This window comes from Ectopseudomonas oleovorans, from assembly GCF_003052605.1.
In the GTDB taxonomy this organism is placed as follows: domain Bacteria; phylum Pseudomonadota; class Gammaproteobacteria; order Pseudomonadales; family Pseudomonadaceae; genus Aquipseudomonas; species Aquipseudomonas oleovorans_A.
Genome location: NZ_QASO01000035.1, coordinates 14082 through 31886, shown reverse-complemented (window position 1 = coordinate 31886; position 17805 = coordinate 14082). Strand labels below are relative to the sequence as shown.

The 17805-nt window shown below is 62.8% G+C and carries 16 protein-coding genes and 2 pseudogenes; 5 read left to right on the top strand and 13 right to left on the bottom strand.

All coding sequences use genetic code 11. The annotated features are described in order from the left end of the window. Positions 1 to 27: 27 nt before the first annotated feature. The 3 genes and pseudogenes from DBO86_RS06150 to DBO86_RS06140 form a co-directional block, all read right to left on the bottom strand. Positions 28 to 582 (bottom strand): annotated as a pseudogene (locus DBO86_RS06150) (thymidylate synthase); the annotation flags it as partial. Beyond that, positions 582 to 1382: a prolipoprotein diacylglyceryl transferase gene (gene lgt / locus DBO86_RS06145; protein WP_108233231.1), complete on the bottom strand. Its 801-nt coding sequence runs from the start codon at positions 1380 to 1382 to the stop codon at positions 582 to 584. The pseudogene DBO86_RS06150 and the gene lgt, both read right to left, overlap by 1 nt. Positions 1383 to 1392: 10 nt before the next feature. Further along, entirely contained in the window at positions 1393 to 2175 is a 783-nt protein-coding gene (locus DBO86_RS06140; protein WP_017675914.1) for a sulfite exporter TauE/SafE family protein, read from the bottom strand. Positions 2176 to 2303: 128 nt separating this feature from the next. Between DBO86_RS06140 and DBO86_RS06135 the strand changes: the two genes are divergently transcribed. Continuing rightward, positions 2304 to 3047, top strand: coding sequence for an NRDE family protein (locus DBO86_RS06135; RefSeq protein ID WP_108233230.1), 744 nt, complete (start codon positions 2304 to 2306; stop codon positions 3045 to 3047). A gap of 225 nt (positions 3048 to 3272) precedes the next feature. Here DBO86_RS06135 and ptsP read toward each other — a convergent pair whose 3' ends face one another. Beyond that, complete coding sequence (gene ptsP, locus DBO86_RS06130) at positions 3273 to 5552, bottom strand: phosphoenolpyruvate--protein phosphotransferase (protein WP_108233229.1); 2280 nt, start codon at positions 5550 to 5552, stop codon at positions 3273 to 3275. 18 nt (positions 5553 to 5570) lie between these two features. Continuing rightward, complete coding sequence (locus DBO86_RS06125) at positions 5571 to 6050, bottom strand: RNA pyrophosphohydrolase (protein WP_074860405.1); 480 nt, start codon at positions 6048 to 6050, stop codon at positions 5571 to 5573. Between the two features lie 144 nt (positions 6051 to 6194). On the opposite strand from DBO86_RS06125, the gene DBO86_RS06120 reads away from it, so the two are divergent. Further along, entirely contained in the window at positions 6195 to 6848 is a 654-nt protein-coding gene (locus DBO86_RS06120; RefSeq protein WP_108233228.1) for a histidinol-phosphatase, read from the top strand. A 186-nt stretch (positions 6849 to 7034) separates the two neighbouring features. Here the strand turns inward: DBO86_RS06120 and DBO86_RS06115 are convergent, their stop codons facing one another. After that, the gene (locus DBO86_RS06115; RefSeq protein ID WP_108233227.1) at positions 7035 to 7475 is read right to left on the bottom strand and encodes a DUF2269 family protein; all 441 of its coding nucleotides are present in this window, start codon (positions 7473 to 7475) and stop codon (positions 7035 to 7037) included. Between the two features lie 95 nt (positions 7476 to 7570). Further along, on the bottom strand, positions 7571 to 9085 hold the full coding sequence (gene ilvA, locus DBO86_RS06110) for a threonine ammonia-lyase, biosynthetic (RefSeq protein ID WP_108233226.1): 1515 nt from the start codon (positions 9083 to 9085) through the stop codon (positions 7571 to 7573). A 159-nt stretch (positions 9086 to 9244) separates the two neighbouring features. Here ilvA and rpiA point away from each other — a divergent pair, with 159 nt between their 5' ends. Further along, positions 9245 to 9916, top strand: a complete 672-nt coding sequence (gene rpiA, locus DBO86_RS06105) for a ribose-5-phosphate isomerase RpiA (RefSeq protein ID WP_017675919.1) — start codon at positions 9245 to 9247, stop codon at positions 9914 to 9916. A 159-nt stretch (positions 9917 to 10075) separates the two neighbouring features. On the opposite strand, the gene DBO86_RS06100 is transcribed toward rpiA, so the two are convergent. Then, positions 10076 to 12295, bottom strand: a complete 2220-nt coding sequence (locus DBO86_RS06100) for a heavy metal translocating P-type ATPase (protein WP_108233225.1) — start codon at positions 12293 to 12295, stop codon at positions 10076 to 10078. A 79-nt stretch (positions 12296 to 12374) separates the two neighbouring features. Between DBO86_RS06100 and cadR the strand changes: the two genes are divergently transcribed. Together cadR and DBO86_RS06090 are read left to right on the top strand one after the other, a co-directional pair. Then, positions 12375 to 12827 (top strand): Cd(II)/Pb(II)-responsive transcriptional regulator, encoded by a 453-nt coding sequence (cadR, locus tag DBO86_RS06095; protein WP_003464107.1) that lies wholly within the window; start codon positions 12375 to 12377, stop codon positions 12825 to 12827. Positions 12828 to 12887: 60 nt separating this feature from the next. Next, positions 12888 to 13223 (top strand): YegP family protein, encoded by a 336-nt coding sequence (locus tag DBO86_RS06090; protein ID WP_003464108.1) that lies wholly within the window; start codon positions 12888 to 12890, stop codon positions 13221 to 13223. On the opposite strand, the gene DBO86_RS06085 is transcribed toward DBO86_RS06090, so the two are convergent. The 5 genes and pseudogenes from DBO86_RS06085 to DBO86_RS06065 form a co-directional block, all read right to left on the bottom strand. Next, a complete protein-coding gene (locus DBO86_RS06085; RefSeq protein ID WP_108233224.1) occupies positions 13220 to 14134 on the bottom strand; it encodes an SdiA-regulated domain-containing protein in 915 nt (304 codons plus the stop codon). The two genes, DBO86_RS06090 and DBO86_RS06085, sit on opposite strands and share 4 nt — an antisense overlap. Positions 14135 to 14205: 71 nt before the next feature. Further along, positions 14206 to 14553, bottom strand: a complete 348-nt coding sequence (locus DBO86_RS06080) for a NirD/YgiW/YdeI family stress tolerance protein (RefSeq protein WP_108233223.1) — start codon at positions 14551 to 14553, stop codon at positions 14206 to 14208. A gap of 102 nt (positions 14554 to 14655) precedes the next feature. Beyond that, a pseudogene (locus DBO86_RS06075) lies at positions 14656 to 15609 on the bottom strand (SdiA-regulated domain-containing protein). 47 nt (positions 15610 to 15656) lie between these two features. Next, positions 15657 to 16322 carry a fumarylacetoacetate hydrolase family protein gene (locus tag DBO86_RS06070; RefSeq protein WP_108233222.1) on the bottom strand — a complete coding sequence of 222 codons (666 nt, stop codon included), beginning with the start codon at positions 16320 to 16322 and terminating at the stop codon, positions 15657 to 15659. A gap of 81 nt (positions 16323 to 16403) precedes the next feature. Next, a complete protein-coding gene (locus DBO86_RS06065) occupies positions 16404 to 17798 on the bottom strand; it encodes an FAD-binding oxidoreductase (protein WP_108233221.1) in 1395 nt (464 codons plus the stop codon). Positions 17799 to 17805 lie beyond the last annotated feature (7 nt).

Sequence of the window (17805 nt, the reverse complement as noted above, 5' to 3'; positions counted from 1 at the left end):
CGACCGTGAAGGTAAATTTTTTTACGCAACCATCACGTACTGTGCGATTTCTGGATGGGGGCATAAAAGGAAGATGTCTGCCGAACGCTGATAGAGCTGGCAACTGAGCTTGCCGTCCGCCACATAGAACTGGAACAGCGCGTGGCACGGTGGCAGGGCCATCTGCTCGACCAGCGCCGGGTTCCAGGCCGAGACGATCAAGCGGCGCGAATCCGGATTCTTCCTGATCATCTCGATCAGCTTGGCGATCTGGTCGATGGACTCGCCGTTGGGCGCGGGCCAACTGCGCCACTGGTAGCCGTACACCGGGCCGAGGTCACCATTCTCGTCGGCCCATTCATCCCAGATGCTGACACCGTTGTCCTTGAGGTACTTGATGTTGGTGTCACCCTGCAGAAACCACAGCAGCTCGTGGATGATCGAACGCAGGTGGCACTTCTTGGTGGTGACGAGGGGGAAGCCGTCGGCCAGGTCGAAGCGCATCTGGTAGCCGAACACGCTGTAGGTGCCGGTACCGGTACGGTCTTCCTTGAAGGTGCCGTGCTCGCGCACGTGGCGCATCAGATCGAGGTACTGTTTCATCAGACGGCTCCTTGTACGGCCTGGCGCTTGTAGGCGTAAGCGATCAGGCCGATACCGCCGAGGATCATAGGCAGGCAGAGAATCTGGCCCATGGTCAGCCAGCCCCAGGCCAGGTAGCCCAGCTGGGCGTCCGGCACACGGACGAACTCGACGATGAAGCGGAACACCCCGTAGCAGGCGGCGAACATGCCGGATACCGCCATGGTCGGACGTGGTTTACGCGAATAGAACCAGAGGATGGTGAACAGCGCCACGCCTTCCAGGGCGAACTGATACAGCTGCGACGGATGGCGCGCCAGTTGCTCAGGGTCGGAGGGGAAGACCATCGCCCAGGGCACATCGGTGGCCTTGCCCCACAGCTCGGCGTTGATGAAGTTGCCGATGCGCCCGGCGCCCAGCCCGATCGGCACCAGTGGTGCGATGAAGTCCATCAGCTCGAAGAAGCTTTTGCCGTTGCGCTTGCCGAACCACCAAGTCGCCAGCATCACCCCGATCAGCCCGCCGTGGAAGGACATGCCGCCTTCCCAGACCCGCAGAATCTTTGCCGGTTCGGCGATATAGGCGGCAAAGTCATAGAAGAACACGTAGCCCAGACGGCCACCGAGAATCACCCCCATGGCCACCCAGAACACCAGGTCGGACAGCTTGTCCTTGGTCCAGGTCGCATCGAAACGCTCCAGCCGGCGCGATGCCAGTAGCCAGGCACCGCCAATACCGACCAGGTACATCAGGCCGTACCAGTGGATTTTCAGGGGACCAAGGGCGATGGCCACCGGGTCGATCTGCGGATAAGGTAGCATCCAGGACTCCTTAAATGAAAAAACTCAGGCCCACGCTGAACAGCAGCAGGGCGAACAAACGCTTGAGCAACAGTGGCGACAGGCGATGAGCCAGGCGCGCACCAAAACGGGCAAAGAACATGCTGGTCACGGCGATGCCCAGCAATGCCGGGAGATAGACGAAACCGACGCTCCATGGCGGCAGATTCGGATTCCCCCAACCGGTAAACATGAAACTCAGCGCACCGGCAATGGCGATCGGCAAGCCACAGGCCGCCGAAGTGGCCACCGCCTGCTGGATCGGCACGCTGCGCCAGACCAGAAAGGGCACGGTCAGCGAACCACCGCCAATGCCGAAGATCGCCGAAGCCCAACCGATCACCCCGCCGGCTACCGTCAATGTCGGCTTGCCTGGGACACCGCGACTGGCCTTGGGTTTCAGGTCCAGCGCCATCTGCGCAGCAACGATGATAGCGAAGGTACCGATGATCTTCTGCAACCAAGGCCCCTGGATCAGCGCTGCGGTTAGCGCCCCCAGCGCTGCACCCAGCAGGATACCCAGAGTCAGCCAGCGAAACAGCGGCCAGCGTACCGCGCCCTTGCGGTGATGCTCGAGCAGCGAGTTGATCGAGGTAAAGATGATCGTCGCCAGGGAAGTGCCCACTGCCAGGTGAGTGAGGATTTCCGTTGCCAGACCCTGTGCGGTGAAGCTCAGCACCAGCACCGGCACGATGATCAGACCACCGCCCACGCCGAACAGGCCAGCCAGCACACCGGCAGCCGAGCCCAGTACCAGGTAGAGCAGCAGCTCCATAGACACCCCCAAAAACAAAGCGGCATGGTAGCGGAAATGTCTCCTCAACGGCACACGGATCGACGGAACGGTTGCCGCCCCTGGCTGAGCTCGCTAGCCTGCCAGACTCCGCCATAGGAGGAATGCGCATGTGCCTGATCGTCTTCGCCTGGCAGCCCGAAAGCCCGACGGTGCTGCGCCTGGCGGCCAATCGCGACGAGTTCTACTCACGCCCCAGCGCCGCATTGAGTGAATGGCCGGATGCACCTGGTGTATTCGCCGGTCGCGATCTGCAAGCTGGGGGTACCTGGCTCGGCGTTACCGCGCAAGGCCGCTTCGCGGCGCTGACCAATATCCGCGATTCCAGGCAGAAAGCCGGCCCGCGTTCACGCGGCGCGCTGACAGCCGACTACTTGCTGGGTCAGGAGTCGGCGCCGGCCTATCTCGACAGGATCATGCGCGATGCCACCGAATATGCCGGCTTCAATCTGCTGGTTGGCGATGCTCAACAGCTCTGGCATTTCAATTCTCAGGAAGGGCAGCCCAGGCAACTAGAGAGCGGCATATATGGCCTGTCCAACGCCAGCCTCGACACGCCCTGGCCGAAGCTGCTGCGCGCCAGAGATGCGTTGAGTGAGCGCATCGATGGGGTGGATGAGGACTTGCTTGAGATGCTGAGCGACAGCAGCCAGCCAGCCGACCACCTGCTGCCGGACACTGGCGTAGGACTGGCCACGGAGCGCCTGCTGTCGAGTGTGTTTATCGCCAGCGCCACCTACGGCACTCGCGCCAGCACGGTGCTGAACCTCAAACAGAATGGCGGCTGGAGCATCACCGAGCGCAGCTTCGGCCCACATAGCACCGTACTCGACGAGGTCGCGTTACGTCGGTAGCCCGGATGCAATCCGGGGAAAGGCGATGGCGAGATAAATCCCCTGAGGCAGGAGCCCGCTTGCGGGCGATGGCGGCTGACGTGATCGCCGGCAAGCCGGCTCCTACAGGTCAGGTTGCGGCGTTTATTCGGCATCGTGGGATGGTTAGAGCCAGGCGAAACCCGTCAGCCGGCCCCGGGCTTCACCAAGCTCATGCTGGACGTACCAGCATGCGCGGTAGGCGAATCAGGCCTGGATATTCGACGCCGGGTTAATCACTCGGCCCAGCCCCAGGTTGCGCAGCGCCAGGTGCAGGGTGCTGTAGATCAGGTGCGGGTTGTCCATGGTCATCACCTGCCCCAGCAGTTCCGTGGCCTTGCTCTGGGTGACCTGCCGCAGCAACCATTTCACCTTGGGCAGGTTGGTGGCGTTCATCGACAGCGAATCGAAGCCCATCGCCAGCAACAACACGGCAGCCGCCGGATCGCCGGCCATCTCACCACAGATGCTCACCGGCTTGCCTTCGAGATGCGCGTCGTTGACCACTTTCTGCAAGGCCTGCAGCACCGCCGGGTGGAGGAAATCGTAGAGATCCGCCACGCGCGGGTTGTTGCGGTCGACCGCCAGCAGGTATTGGGTCAGGTCGTTGGAGCCGACCGAGAGGAAATCGACCTGGCGCGCCAGTTCGCGAGTCTGATAAACGGCTGCCGGAATCTCGATCATCACGCCGATAGGCGGCAGTGGAACATCGGTACCCTCGTCACGCACCTCACCCCAGGCACGGTGGATCAGGTGCAGCGCCTCTTCCAGCTCCTGCGTGCCGGAAATCATCGGCAGCAGGATGCGCAGGTTGTTCAGCCCCTCGCTGGCCTTGAGCATGGCGCGGGTCTGCACCAGGAAGATTTCCGGGTGGTCGAGGGTGACGCGAATGCCGCGCCAGCCGAGAAAGGGGTTCTCTTCCTTGATCGGGAAGTAGGACAGCGACTTGTCGCCGCCGATATCCAGGGTGCGCATGGTCACCGGCAGCGGGTGGAAGGCCTGCAACTGCTCGCGATAGGTGGCCAACTGTTCCTTCTCGCTGGGAAAGCGCTCGTTGACCATGAACGGCACTTCGGTACGGTACAGGCCGACGCCCTCGGCGCCGCGCTGCTGGGCACGAGCAACATCGGCGAGCAGGCCGGTGTTGACCCACAGCGGCATACGGTGGCCGTCGAGGGTCTCGCAGGGCAGCGCGCGCAGAGCGTCGAGCCCTTCGGTGAGCTGGCGCTCCTCCTCGAGCACCTCGGCGTACTGCTTGCTCAGCAGCTCGCTGGGGTTGGTGAAGACTTCGCCGTGATAGCCGTCGACGATCAGCTTGATGCCGTCGATCTTCGAGTACGGCAGGTCGAGCACACCCATGACCGTGGGAATACCCATGGCGCGGGCGAAAATCGCCACGTGGGAGTTGCCCGAACCGGTCACCGAGATCAGACCGGCCAGTTTGCCTTCCGGCACCTCGCCGAGCATCGCCGGCGACAGCTCCTCGCTGACCAGGATGGTGTTATCCGGATAGACCAGCGTGGTCTTACGTTCTTCCTGCAGGTAGGCGAGCAGGCGCCGACCGAGGTCGCGCACATCGGAGGCGCGTTCGCGCAGGTAAGCGTCATCCATCAGCTCGAAGCGCTTGACGTGGTCGAGCACCACCTGGCGCAAGGCGCCCTGCGCCCACTGGCCGGTACGAATGACCTTGCGCACCTCGTTACCCAGCGCGGCGTCCTCGAGCATCATCAGGTAGACGTCGAACAGCGCGCGCTCTTCCTTGCGTAGCTGAGTGGCGAGTTTCTCGGACAGCTCCTGCATGTCCTCGCGCACCCAACCCAGCGCCTTGTCGAACAGTTCCAGCTCGGCAGCGATGTCATCGACACTGCGGTCTGGAACCACATTCAGATCAGCCGGGGGCAGCACCACGACAGCGGTTCCGACCGCTACCCCCGGCGCACCCGGCACGCCGACGAACTTGGCCTCCTGCACGCCCTTGCCCTGGCGCCCCAGGCCGCGAATCGAGCCGGTTGCCTCGGCATGGGCGATAACGCCGGCAAGCTGCGCGCTCATGGTGACCAGGAAGGCTTCCTCGCCTTCGTCGAACTGGCGACGCTCCTTCTGCTGCACCACCAGCACGCCCATCACCCGGCGGTGGTGGATGATCGGTGCACCGAGGAAGGAGGCGTAGCGTTCCTCGCCGGTCTCGGCAAAGTAGCGGTAGCGGGGATGGCTGGCAGCGTCTTCGAGGTTCAGCGGTTCTTCGCGGCTACCGACCAGGCCGACCAGACCTTCGCTGGGCGCCATGCTGACCTTGCCGATGGAGCGCTTGTTGAGGCCGTCGGTGGCCATCAACACGAAACGGTTGGTTTCCGGGTCGAGCAGGTAGACCGAGCAGACCTGGCTGCCCATCGCTTCCTTGACCCGCTGCACGATGATCGACAGCGCCGCCTTGAGGTCCTTGGCGGCGTTTACTTCCTGGACGATCTTGCGCAGCGTATTGAGCATGCTCGATTGGGGTCCGTATCAGTCGCGCACTATAAGACGCGGGGCAAGTTCCTTGAGCGCGCGACGGTAGACCTCGCGCTTGAATGTGACCACCTGGCCCAGCGGATACCAGTAGCTGACCCAGCGCCAGCCATCGAATTCGGGCTTGCCGGTCAGGTCCATGCGTACGCGGTCTTCAGCCCCCGTCAGGCGCAGCAGAAACCACTTCTGCTTCTGCCCGATGCACAGCGGCTGGCTGTGCGTGCGCACCAGACGCTGCGGCAAACGATAACGCAACCAGCCTCGGGTGCAGGCGAGGATCTTCACATCCTGCTCTTCGAGCCCGACCTCTTCATTCAGTTCACGGTAAAGCGCATCGATCGGCGATTCACGATCATTGATGCCACCCTGGGGAAACTGCCACGCATCCTGGTTGATACGCCTGGCCCAGAGCACCTGGCCGACATCATTGGTCAGGATGATGCCGACATTCGGGCGGAAACCATCAGAATCGATCACGGCAAGCAACCTCGTACACGCAAGTTCCGGCATTGTTCCACAAAGCCGGCGACAGCAGCAACGCGGGTTTAGGCGCTGTTTGAAAGCCCCGGCAAAGCGGCTATTCTGGCGCGCCTTCCCTTTCTACAGAACAGGTAACGAACCGTGCGCTTGGCCCTTTTCGATCTCGACAACACCCTGCTGGCTGGCGACAGCGATCACAGCTGGGGCGAATTCGTCTGCCAGCGCGGCCTGGTCGACGCGGCCGAGTACCTGGCGCGCAACGATGCCTTCTATGCCGATTACTGCGCCGGCAAGCTGGATGTGGTGGCTTATCAGAATTTCAGCCAGGCCATGCTCGGCCGCCACGACATGGCGCAACTGGCGCAGTGGCACCGCGAGTTCATGGCCGAGGTGATCGAGCCGATCATCCTGGCCAAGGGCGAGGCACTGCTGGCCGAACACCGTGCCGCTGGCGACAAGCTGGTAATTATCACCGCCACCAACCGCTTCGTCACCGCGCCTATCGCCGAGCGCCTGGGCGTGGAGACATTGATCGCCACCGAATGCGGCATGCGGGATGGCCGCTATACCGGGCAGATCACCGGCACACCCTGCTACCAGGGCGGCAAGGTGACCCGCTTGAACGAATGGCTGACAGAAACGGGGTACAACCTCGATGGCGCCTACTTCTACAGCGACTCGCGCAATGACCTGCCGCTGCTTGAGACCGTGGCCAACCCGGTGGCGGTCGACCCGGACGAGGTGCTGCGCGCCACCGCCACCGAACGCGGCTGGCCGGTGATTTCGCTGCGTTAAGCGTCACCACCGAACGTAGGGTGCGCCGCGCGCACCGCAAGCTCCATCGTCAACCGCCGGTGCGCACAGCCTGGGCGGCCCCGCGACACGCTACCGGGCAGTTTCATCGAGCCACAAGCCCTCTCCCGCCCTTCGGGCACCCTCTCCCGGTGGGAGAGGGTCATCAAACGCCGCTCTGCGGCTACTTTAAGTGGGCTTGGCCCCCATCAACGCCATGATGACGATCAAGAGCAGCAGAATCTGCCCGGCATAGATCAGGCACAGACGCTTGAGCGATGTCGGCGCCGGTGTGTCGCCCAGCGCACGCCAGACCGCCAGGCGACCGGCCAGCAGCAAACCGAGCAGCATCATCAGCGCATAGAGAATGCTGCCCAGCAACAGCCAGGTCTGTCCCAGCGGCCAGCCGGCGGTGTCCACCAGCCAGTAGCCGGTAACCGGCAGGCTCAGCGCCAGCACGGCGAATGCCGGGAAGCTGAACAGCAGGGTCACGCGCAGCTTGCGCGCCAGCACGGCGGCATCGCCTCCGCGCTGGGCCCTGAATAGCATGACGCCATGGGCGATCAGGCCAAGCAGCAGCAACACGCCCGGGGCGCTGTGGAGAATACGGACCAGCAGGTAGTGTTCCATCGTGGTTTCCTTTTATTCGGCGATTAAGTAGGGCGGGTGCAACCCGCCAGAACGCGGCGGCGGGTTACACCCGCCCTACGGCTCGAAGGCAGCTTTCAACCCAGAAACAGGCGATAAGCCGGATTGTCGCTTTCATCCCAGTAGGGATAACCGATGGCATCCAGCGCCGCCGGCACCAGATGGCGTTCGTCGTCCGGCACCTGCAGCGCCGCCAGTACGCGGCCATCGGCTGCGCCGTGGTTGCGGTAGTGGAACATCGAGATGTTCCAGCGCCCGCCCAGTTTCTGCAGGAAGTTGAACAGTGCGCCCGGCCGCTCGGGGAATTCGAAGCGCAGCACCATCTCGTTACCGACACCAGCGGCATGACCACCGACCATATGGCGGATATGCAATTTGGCCAGTTCGTTATCGGTCAGGTCCAGCACCGGGAAGCCCTGCGCACGCAGGCCCTCGACCAACGCCTGGCGCGGGTCATTCTCCGGATGGGTCTGCACACCGACGAAGATGTGCGCTTCGCGATCAGTGTGATAGCGGTAGTTGAACTCGGTGATCTGGCGCTTGCCAACCGCCTCGCAGAAGGCCTTGAAACTGCCCGGCTGCTCAGGGATGGTCACGGCGATGATCGCCTCGCGCTTCTCACCCAGCTCGGCGCGCTCGGCCACATGGCGCAGGCGGTCGAAATTGACGTTGGCGCCGGAGTCGATACCCACCAGCACTTCGCCACTGGCGCCCTGGCGCTCGACGTATTTCTTGATCCCGGCCACGGCCAGCGCGCCGGCCGGCTCGGTGATCGAGCGGGTATCGTCGTAGATGTCCTTGATTGCCGCACAGATTTCATCGGTGCTGACGGTGATCACTTCATCGACGTGATGCTTGCAGATATCGAAGGTGTGCTGGCCGATCTGCGCCACTGCCACGCCGTCGGCGAACAGCCCGACCATCGGTAGCACCACGCGCTCGCCCGCCGCCATCGCCTGCTGCAGGCAGTTGGAGTCGTCCGGCTCGACGCCGATCACCTTGATTTCCGGGCGCAGGTATTTCACATAGGCGGCGATGCCGGCGATCAGGCCGCCGCCGCCGACCGGCACGAAGATGGCGTCGATATGGCCCTGATGCTGGCGCAGCACTTCCATGGCCACGGTGCCCTGCCCGGCGATCACCAGCGGGTCGTCGTAGGGGTGGATATAGGTGTAGCCCTTCTCCTCCACCAGCTTCAGCGAATGCGCCAGCGCCTCGGGAAAGGCGTCGCCGTGCAGCACCACCTTGCCGCCGCGCGAACGCACGCCCTGCACCTTCAGCTCCGGCGTGGTACGCGGCATGACGATGGTCGCCTTCACCCCCAGGTGCTTGGCGGCCAGGGCCAGGCCCTGGGCGTGATTGCCGGCCGAGGCGGTGACCACCCCGCGTGCCAGCTCTTCAGGGGACAGTTGCGCCAGCTTGTTGTAGGCGCCGCGAATCTTGAACGAGTACACCGGCTGCAGATCCTCGCGCTTGAGCAGAATCTGGCTGCCCAGCCGCTCACTAAGCTGGCGGGCGGGTTGCAGCGGGGTTTCCACCGCGACGTCATAAACGCGCGAGGTGAGGATCTTCTTCACGTACTGTTCGAGCATGGTGATTTCGCAGGCGTTCGGGCTTTGAGAGGACTGCCGAGTCTACCCCAGCGCCGCGCCGGACGACCATACGAAACGCGTGGGTTCTGCTCCGTCAGCACAGCACTTGCGGCTATAATTCGCGCCTACTTCCCCCACCTTCCCAGGCATTTCCCCGCGATGAACCAGGATCAGCTGAAACAGGCCGTGGCCCAGGCCGCCGTCGACCACATTCTCCCGCGCCTCGACAGCAAGAGCATCGTTGGCGTCGGCACCGGCTCCACCGCCAACTTCTTCATCGACGCACTGGCCAAGCACAAGATGGACTTCGATGGCGCCGTCGCCAGCTCCGAAGCCACCGCAGCACGCCTGAAGGGCCATGGCATACCGGTCTACGACCTCAACAGCACCGCCGAGCTGGAGTTCTACGTCGACGGCGCCGACGAGAGCGACGAACGCCTGCACCTGATCAAGGGCGGCGGCGCCGCACTGACCCGCGAGAAGATCGTCGCCGCCGTGGCCAAGACCTTCATCTGCATCGCCGACGCCAGCAAGCTGGTACCGGTGCTGGGCGCCTTCCCGCTGCCGGTGGAAGTCATTCCGATGGCGCGCAGTCATGTGGCGCGCGAGCTGGTGAAACTGGGCGGCGACCCGGTGTACCGCGAAGGCGTGCTGACCGACAACGGCAACGTCATTCTCGACGTGCACAACCTGTCGATCACCGACCCGGTGAAGCTGGAGGCGGATATAAACGCCATCGTCGGCGTGGTCACCAACGGCCTGTTCGCCGCCCGCCCGGCCGACCTGCTGCTGCTCGGCACCGCCGAAGGCGTGAAAACGCTCAAGCGTTGAATCGGTGGGAGGCGCTTCAGCGGCGATTGTCGCGGCTGAAGCCCCTCCCACAGAGTCCTTTGTTCCACCCACTCTGATTTGCGCAGTCGGTGGCCCGAGTGCAATCCGAGTCTGCTGCGATTCGCCATGCGCACCGGAAACGGGCTACGGGTCGGGTGTTCACTTGCGCAACAAGCGCAAGCCGTTGAACACCACCATCAGGCTCACGCCCATATCGGCGAACACGGCCATCCACATGGTCGCCTCGCCCACCAGGGTCAGGGCCAGGAAGATCGCCTTGATGCCCAGGGCCAGGACGATGTTCTGTACCAGGATGGCGTGGGTCTGCCGCGACAGACGAACGAAGGCCGGAATCTTGCGCAAATCGTCGTCCATCAATGCCACGTCAGCGGTCTCGATAGCGGTATCGGTACCGGCGGCGCCCATGGCGAAGCCGATTTCGGCCCTGGCCAGCGCCGGGGCATCGTTGATGCCATCGCCGACCATGCCGACCACCCTGCCTTGCGCCTGACGCGCCTCGACCCAGGCCAGCTTGCCCGCCGGCAGCAGATCACCGCGCGCTTCATCGACACCGACCTGTTCAGCGATAGCTGCGGCGGTATGGGCGTTATCACCACTGAGCATGCAGGTGCGCACACCCAGTTCGTGCAATTCGGCGACCGCCTCGCGGCTGCTCTGGCGCACCGTGTCGGCCACAGCGAAGAGCATCAGTGCGCGCTGTTCGTCGCACAGCACCACCACGCTCTTGCCCTGACGTTCCAGCGCCTCGAGGCGCTGCTCCAGTTGCGCCGAGCACAGCCCGAGATCTTCGACCAGGCGATGGTTGCCCAGATAAAGCAGCCTGCCATCGATCCGCCCTCGAATACCCTGCCCCGGCAGCGCCGCAAAATCCTCGACCTCACGCAAGGTCTGCCCCTGCTCCACTGCGTGCCGGGCCAACGCCCGGGAAACCGGGTGATCCGAGCGCGCGGCCAGGCTCGCCGCCCAAGTGGCGTGCAGCGGTTCATCCACTTCCAGCAAGTGGAGGCTGTCGGTCTGCACCGGCTTGCCATGGGTCAGCGTGCCGGTCTTGTCCAGCGCCAGCAGGGCCAGATGCCGCCCGTTCTCCAGATACACACCACCCTTGATCAGGATGCCCTTACGCGCAGCCGCCGCCAGGCCACTGACGATGGTCACCGGGGTGGAAATCACCAGCGCACAGGGGCAGGCCACCACCAGCAGGACCAGGGCGCGGTAGACCCAGTCGAGCCAGGCGCCACCGATGACCAGCGGAGGCACCACAGCCACCGCCAGGGCGAATGCGAACACCACCGGGGTATAGATGCGCGAGAACTGATCGACGAAACGCTGGGTCGGCGCGCGCGAGCCCTGCGCCTCCTCCACCGCATGGATGATGCGTGCCAGGGTGGTGTCACGTGCTGCCGCGCTTACGCGGAACTCCAGCGAGCCCGCCTCGTTGATGGTGCCAGCGAACACCGCGTCGCCCACACGCTTTTCCACCGGCAGGCTTTCCCCGGTGATCGGCGCCTGATTGACCGTCGAGCTGCCGCCGACCACCTCGCCATCGAGACTGATGCGCTCACCGGGGCGCACACGCACCACCGCGCCCAGCCCGACAGCCTGCACGTCGATCTCCTGCCAACTGCCATCGGCCTGCTGCACGGTAGCGCGCGGCGGCGCCAGATCCATCAGCCCGCGAATCGCATTGCGCGCCCGATCCAGCGAACGCGCCTCGATCAATTCGGCCAGGGTGAACAGCACCATGACCATCGCCGCTTCCGGCCACTGACCGATCAGCACCGCGCCGGTCACGGCGATGCTCATCAGGGCATTGATATTGAGGTTGCGGTTCTTCAGGGCGATCCAGCCCTTCTTGTAGGTGTTCAGCCCGCACATCAGGATGGCGGCAACGGCCAGCAGTGCCACCAGCCAGTCGGGGCCGAGCCCGGCGAAATGCACGATTTCCGAAGCAGTTGCAACCCCACCAGCCAGCGCCAGCGGCCACCACGGTTTTTTTGCCGGTGCAGCAGCCGGCTGCTGCGCAGTGCGATCATTTTCGACCTGCGGGGTGAACCCCAGCGCGCGGATGGCCGGCAGCACCTGCGCCAGCATTCCCTCGTCATGACTGACGGTGAGCACGCGCTGCAGCAGATTGAAATGCAGACCGGCCACGCCCGGTAGCCGACCCAGCGCGTCACGAATCAGGCGCTCTTCCGTGGGGCAATCCATCTGCTCGATGCGAATACGGGTATTGCACGCGCCCGTCAGCGCGGCGTCCGCTGGCTGCGGCACGGCCTCGTGATTGTGTCCAGCGTGATCGTGGACATGCTCAGGGTGAGCAAGTGGCTGTTGGTGCGAGTGATCGCAGCAGCGGCTCATGGCAAATCTCCGTCAGGTATCTATTGCCGAGTACACACCCTGTAGTCACTATAGGGTCAAGCACCTACGGAGCGATCCCATGAAAATCGGAGAATTGGCGAAAAAGGCCGGCTGCCGGGTAGAGACCGTACGCTACTACGAACGCGAAGGTCTGCTGCCGGCGCCCGCACGCAGCGAGGGCAACTACCGCCTGTACGGCGCCCAGCACCTGGAACGTCTGGTGTTCATCCGCAATTGCCGGACGCTGGACATGACCCTGGAAGAGATCCAGCGGCTGCTGGCTCTGCGTGACCTGCCCCACGAGAGCTGCGCCGGTATCAACAGCCTGGTAGACGAACATATCGAGCATGTTCAGGCGCGCATCGACAGCCTGCAGGCGCTACGTGATCAACTCACCGAGTTGCGCGACCGTTGCAACGACCCCAAGGGGGCGGAAGACTGCGGCATCCTGCGCCAGCTCAACGTCAGCGGCGGTGTGCAACTGCTACCGGACGATGGCCATACCCATGTCGGCAAGAGCCACTCGCATTGATGAACTACGCTTGCTGAGCATCGCTGCGGCATACCGCCGAGCGCTCAGGGAGAAATGAACATGTCTGGAAAGTTCGAGCTGAAGAAGGCCAAAGACGGTCAGTTCCACTTCAACCTGCTGGCGACCAATGGCCAGCCCATCCTCAGCAGCGAGATGTACAAGGCCAAGGACTCGGCGCTTAACGGCATCGAGTCGGTGAGGAAGAACTCACAACGCGAGGGCGCCTTCGAGATCAAGACCTCGAGCAACGATAAACACTACTTCCTGCTCATGGCCACCAACGGCCAGGTGGTCGGGCAAAGTCAGATGTATGCCAGCGCCGCCAGCTGCAAGAGCGGCATCGAGTCGGTGCAAAAAAATGCACCGAGCGCGGTGATCGACGACCAGACGAGTTAGTCGCCCTGCTTCCTGAACAAATAGAACAGGTTCGGCTCACTGATCAGGTACAGGTTGCCGTCGTCATCCGTCGCTATCCCCTCGGCCTGCGGCACGCTGCGCTGCAGGCCATGCTGGCCACGTAACAGCGACAATGTACTGATCGGTTTGCCTTCGGCATTGAGCTCGATCACCAGGCGCGACTCGTCCGACAGCGCCAGCATGTGGCCCGTCGCGGCGTCGAAGTCCAGGCTGGAAAGGTCGCGCACGAACAACCGCGCATCGCGCTTTGGGTCGGTATTGACCTGCAGCGCCAGTGGCTTGCTCTCGTCGACATGAGGGAAGCCGAGCACCTCGAAGATACGTACCGGATCGCGCTCCTTGGCCACCAGCAGACGCTGATTCTTCGCATCGTAGGCCAAACCCTCGAAACCCTTGTTGCCGTTGCGGCCGATCCCCAGGGAAAGCTGCTGGAAGTCAGCGGCATCGATCACTCGCGTGGCGTCGTCTATGCGTACCTTGACCAGACGCTGCTCACGCTCGTCGGCGATCACATAGGTGCCGGGCGCCACGTACTCGATGGCCTCGGGATCACCAAAACCTTCAAGATCGATGGTGCGAAGGAGATCGCCCTGCAGGCTCAGCTCGATTACCTTGGCCGGCTTATTGGTGACACTGAACAGGCTGCGCCGATCCGGATCGTAGGTCAGCGCCGACACATCGCTGATATCGGCAATGGGCTTGGCCTCGATCACCACGCGGTAGTCGCCTAGCCACAGTGACTGCTCGCGCCACTGCGCACCATGCTGCCACTCCTGCACGGAGAACCAGGCTCGCTCGAACAGCCGATACTGCTGGCCCAATACGGCGCCAAGCAACAAGACGAAGAACAGCAGATAGAGCCAGGGGTTTATGGAGAGCAAACGACGCATGATGAATTTCTCTGACTACCACAGAAAAGCCCGCCACGGGTTTGACGTGGCGGGCAGCGGTGAAATCGCGATCAGTTGATCAGTTCAACGCGATCGACATCGATCTCATGACTATTGAGGTCCTTGTCGACTTCACCGGTCAGGCGCACCTTGGCGGTTTCAGAAACTTTCTGGCCCGGCCAGTCTTCGTCGTCGATTTCCACCTGGATGGTGCCAGTGGCGTCCTTGAACTCATAGAGCTCGTCCTGCAGGCGCTTGACGATCTGGCCTTCCAGCACGACATGGGTATCGTCGGCAGCTTCCAGCGCAGCGGCTACGGTGGTGACCTGCGGGGTGGCACCCGGGCCGGTGTAGCCAGTGGCGAAAGCAACGGTGCTGAGCAGCGGCAGAACCATCAGAGCGAGAGCGGTACGTTTCATGGTGTGAACCTCGTTGTTCGTAAGTGACGGGGTCAGATTAGTGCCGCTAGCTGAAGCCAGACTGAATCGACGCTTAAGCGAAACTGAATCCGTCACGGGCGCTCATCCGGCATCCGGCACCGGTTTACTGAAGACATAGAACAGGTTGGGCTCGGCGACGATATAGATGTTGCCCTCTTCATCCATAGCCACCCCCTCGGCCTGCTTGATGCCTTGCTCCAGACCATTGAAACCCGCATTGAGACTGAGGAAGCTGACCGGCTGACCAGCGCGATCGATCTCCAGCAACATGCGCGACTCATCGGAGAGCACCAGCACGTGGCCCGTGCGCTCATCGACGCTCAATGAGGAAATATCGCGCATTCCCAGATTGCCGTAGTTGAAAGGCTGCATCACGCCAGCAGCACCATCCTCGCCAGGAAAAGGCAGGCTGAACAAGCCCATCGGGCTACGCTCCTTGCCCAGCATCAGGCTGCTGCTGCGTGCATCCCAGGCAACGGCTTCGAAGCCCTTGTTACCCGCTTCGGCAAAGCCCAGGTCGAAGCCGGGGAAATCGGCCGCATCCAGCTCCAGGTCGTCGTCATGCAGGATAAAGGTGGTGAGCTGACGTCGACGCTCATCGACGATGGCCATGCGCCCGTTGTCCATCATCTCCACCGCTTCCGGATCAGCGAAGCCCTTCAACTGAATACGCCGCAACACCTCACCCTCACGCGAGAGTTCCACCAGCAGGGGATTCTTGCCCGTGACGGTGAAGAGGGTGCCGGTTACCGGGTTGTAGGTCAGCCCCGAGGTTTCATCTTGTTCCAGACCCGACAACGCCTTGGCCTGAATGACCGCACGGTAGCCAGGCAGCCAGACGCTGGACAGGCGCTCGACCAACGGCGTACGCCCCTCCTGTCACCAGAGCAGGGCGCGATCATCCAAATGCTGGGTTTTTACGACCGTGATCACGGCCAGCACGGCTATGCCGGACAACCAGTAACGGGGGCGAGAAAAGCGGGAACGGCGAGAGGGCATCGGAGACGGCTCGGCTGCTTGATGGCGATCCGACATCCAATGTCTGGAGGAGTTCCGCCGCCTGAAAAGGCGGCGGTCAGAGCTTATAGCACGGTACTGGTGAAACTACTGTGACCGACCAACTCCAGCACCAGCTCATCGCCCTTGCTCAGCGCACCAACACCGACCGGCGTGCCGGTGAGAATCACGTCGCCCGGCTGCAGGGCGAAGTGCCCAGCCATGTGCTGGATCATGCTAATGATGGGGTTGAGCATGTCGCGGCTGTTGCCGTCCTGGCGGGTTTCACCGTTGATCACCAGGCGAATGCCGATATCGGCCAGGTCCTCGATGGCATCGCCGGGCACGAAGGGCGCCAGCACGCAGGCGCCGTCGAAACTCTTGGCGATTTCCCAGGGATAGCCCTTCTCCTTGAGCTTGGCCTGCACGTCGCGCAGGGTCAGATCCAGCGCCGGGGCGAAGCCGCTGATGGCATCACGCACTTCCTCAGCGTCCGGTTTCTTCGACAGCGGCTTGCCGATCAGCACGGCGATCTCCGCCTCGTAATGCACCGAGCCGCGGTCTTCGGGAATGGCGAAACCGCCATCGAGCGGCACCACACAGGAACCCGGCTTGATGAACAGCAAGGGTTCGCTGGGCACCGGGTTATTCAGTTCCTTGGCGTGCTCGGCGTAATTGCGACCGATACACACGACCTTGCCAAGGGGAAAGTGGACGGTGGTTCCATCGACGTACTGGTGCTGATAACTCATCGGGGACTCCTGATCAGTAGGGTGCGCCGTGCGCACCGAGACGCGTTTAATCATGGGGTGCGCGCAGCGCACCCTACGAGATCAAACCGCGAAGATCTTGCCGGGGTTCATGATGCCGTTGGGATCGAACACCGCCTTGACCGCCTTCATGCAGGCAATTTCCGCTGGCGAACGGCTGTAGTGCAGGTAATCACGCTTGGTCATGCCCACACCGTGCTCGGCACTGATCGAGCCGTTGTACTTCTGCACGGTCTCGAACACCCACTTGTTGACCACCGCGCACTTGGCGAAGAACTCGTCCTTGGACAGGTTCTCGGGCTTGAGGATATTCAGGTGCAGGTTGCCGTCACCGATATGGCCGAACCACACCACCTCGAAATCCGGGTAGTTGGCTTCGACGATAGCGTCGATATCCTTGAGGAAGGCTGGTACCTGGCTGACCGTTACCGAGATGTCGTTCTTGTACGGTGTCCAGTGGCTGATAGTCTCGGAGATGTATTCGCGCAGCTTCCACAGGTTCTGCAGCTGTTGCTCGCTCTGGCTCATCACGCCGTCGACCACCCAGCCCTGCTCGACGCAGTACTCGAAGGTTTCCAGCGCCTGGTTGGCCACTTCCTCGGTACTGGCTTCGAACTCCAGCAGGGCATAGAAGGGGCATTCGCTTTCGAACGGCGCCGGCACGTCACCACGGCCGAGTACCTTGGCCAGAGCCTTGTCGGAGAAGAACTCGAATGCGGTCAGGTCGAGCTTGCTCTGGAAAGCGTGCAGCACCGGCATGATCGAGTCGAAATCAGCGGTGCCGAGCACCATCGCGGTGAGGTTCTTCGGCGCGCGATCCAGGCGCATGGTCGCCTCGACCACGAAGCCCAAGGTGCCTTCGGCACCGATGAACAGCTGGCGCAGGTCGTAACCGGTGGCGTTCTTGATCAGGTCCTTGTTCAGCTCCAGCAGTTCGCCGGTGCCGGTCACGACCTTCAGCCCGGCCACCCAGTTGCGGGTCATGCCGTAGCGAATCACCTTGATACCGCCGGCATTGGTGCCGATATTGCCGCCAATCTGGCTGGAGCCCGAAGAGGCGAAATCCACCGGGTAATACAGGCCTTTTTCTTCGGCGAACAGCTGCAGCTGCTTGGTCACCACGCCCGGCTGGCACACCGCCGCACGGTCGTATTCGTTGAACGAGAGAATCTGGTTCATGTAGTCGAACGCCACCACCACTTCGCCATTGGCCGCGACCGCTGCCGCCGACAAACCGGTTCGGCCACCGGACGGCACCAGGGCGACCTTGTGCGCATTGGCCCAACGCACGATGGCCTGCACCTGCTCGGTAGTCTTGGGGAAGACGATTGCAGAGGGCGCCGGGGCGAAATGCTTGGTCCAGTCCTTGCCATAGGCCTCGAGGGAATCGGCGTCGGTCAGCACCTTGCCGGGCTCAACCAGGGTCTTCAGCTCTTCGATCTGGGCAGGGGTGGTCATCTACGGA

Coding starts and splice junctions, on each gene's coding strand:
- lgt (WP_108233231.1), bottom strand. CDS start 1,382: ATGCTACCTTATCCGCAGATCGACCCGGTGGCCATCGCCCTTGGTCCC.
- DBO86_RS06140 (WP_017675914.1), bottom strand. CDS start 2,175: ATGGAGCTGCTGCTCTACCTGGTACTGGGCTCGGCTGCCGGTGTGCTG.
- DBO86_RS06135 (WP_108233230.1), top strand. CDS start 2,304: ATGTGCCTGATCGTCTTCGCCTGGCAGCCCGAAAGCCCGACGGTGCTG.
- ptsP (WP_108233229.1), bottom strand. CDS start 5,552: ATGCTCAATACGCTGCGCAAGATCGTCCAGGAAGTAAACGCCGCCAAG.
- DBO86_RS06115 (WP_108233227.1), bottom strand. CDS start 7,475: ATGGAACACTACCTGCTGGTCCGTATTCTCCACAGCGCCCCGGGCGTG.
- ilvA (WP_108233226.1), bottom strand. CDS start 9,085: ATGCTCGAACAGTACGTGAAGAAGATCCTCACCTCGCGCGTTTATGAC.
- rpiA (WP_017675919.1), top strand. CDS start 9,245: ATGAACCAGGATCAGCTGAAACAGGCCGTGGCCCAGGCCGCCGTCGAC.
- DBO86_RS06100 (WP_108233225.1), bottom strand. CDS start 12,295: ATGAGCCGCTGCTGCGATCACTCGCACCAACAGCCACTTGCTCACCCT.
- cadR (WP_003464107.1), top strand. CDS start 12,375: ATGAAAATCGGAGAATTGGCGAAAAAGGCCGGCTGCCGGGTAGAGACC.
- DBO86_RS06090 (WP_003464108.1), top strand. CDS start 12,888: ATGTCTGGAAAGTTCGAGCTGAAGAAGGCCAAAGACGGTCAGTTCCAC.
- DBO86_RS06085 (WP_108233224.1), bottom strand. CDS start 14,134: ATGCGTCGTTTGCTCTCCATAAACCCCTGGCTCTATCTGCTGTTCTTC.
- DBO86_RS06080 (WP_108233223.1), bottom strand. CDS start 14,553: ATGAAACGTACCGCTCTCGCTCTGATGGTTCTGCCGCTGCTCAGCACC.
- DBO86_RS06070 (WP_108233222.1), bottom strand. CDS start 16,322: ATGAGTTATCAGCACCAGTACGTCGATGGAACCACCGTCCACTTTCCC.
- DBO86_RS06065 (WP_108233221.1), bottom strand. CDS start 17,798: ATGACCACCCCTGCCCAGATCGAAGAGCTGAAGACCCTGGTTGAGCCC.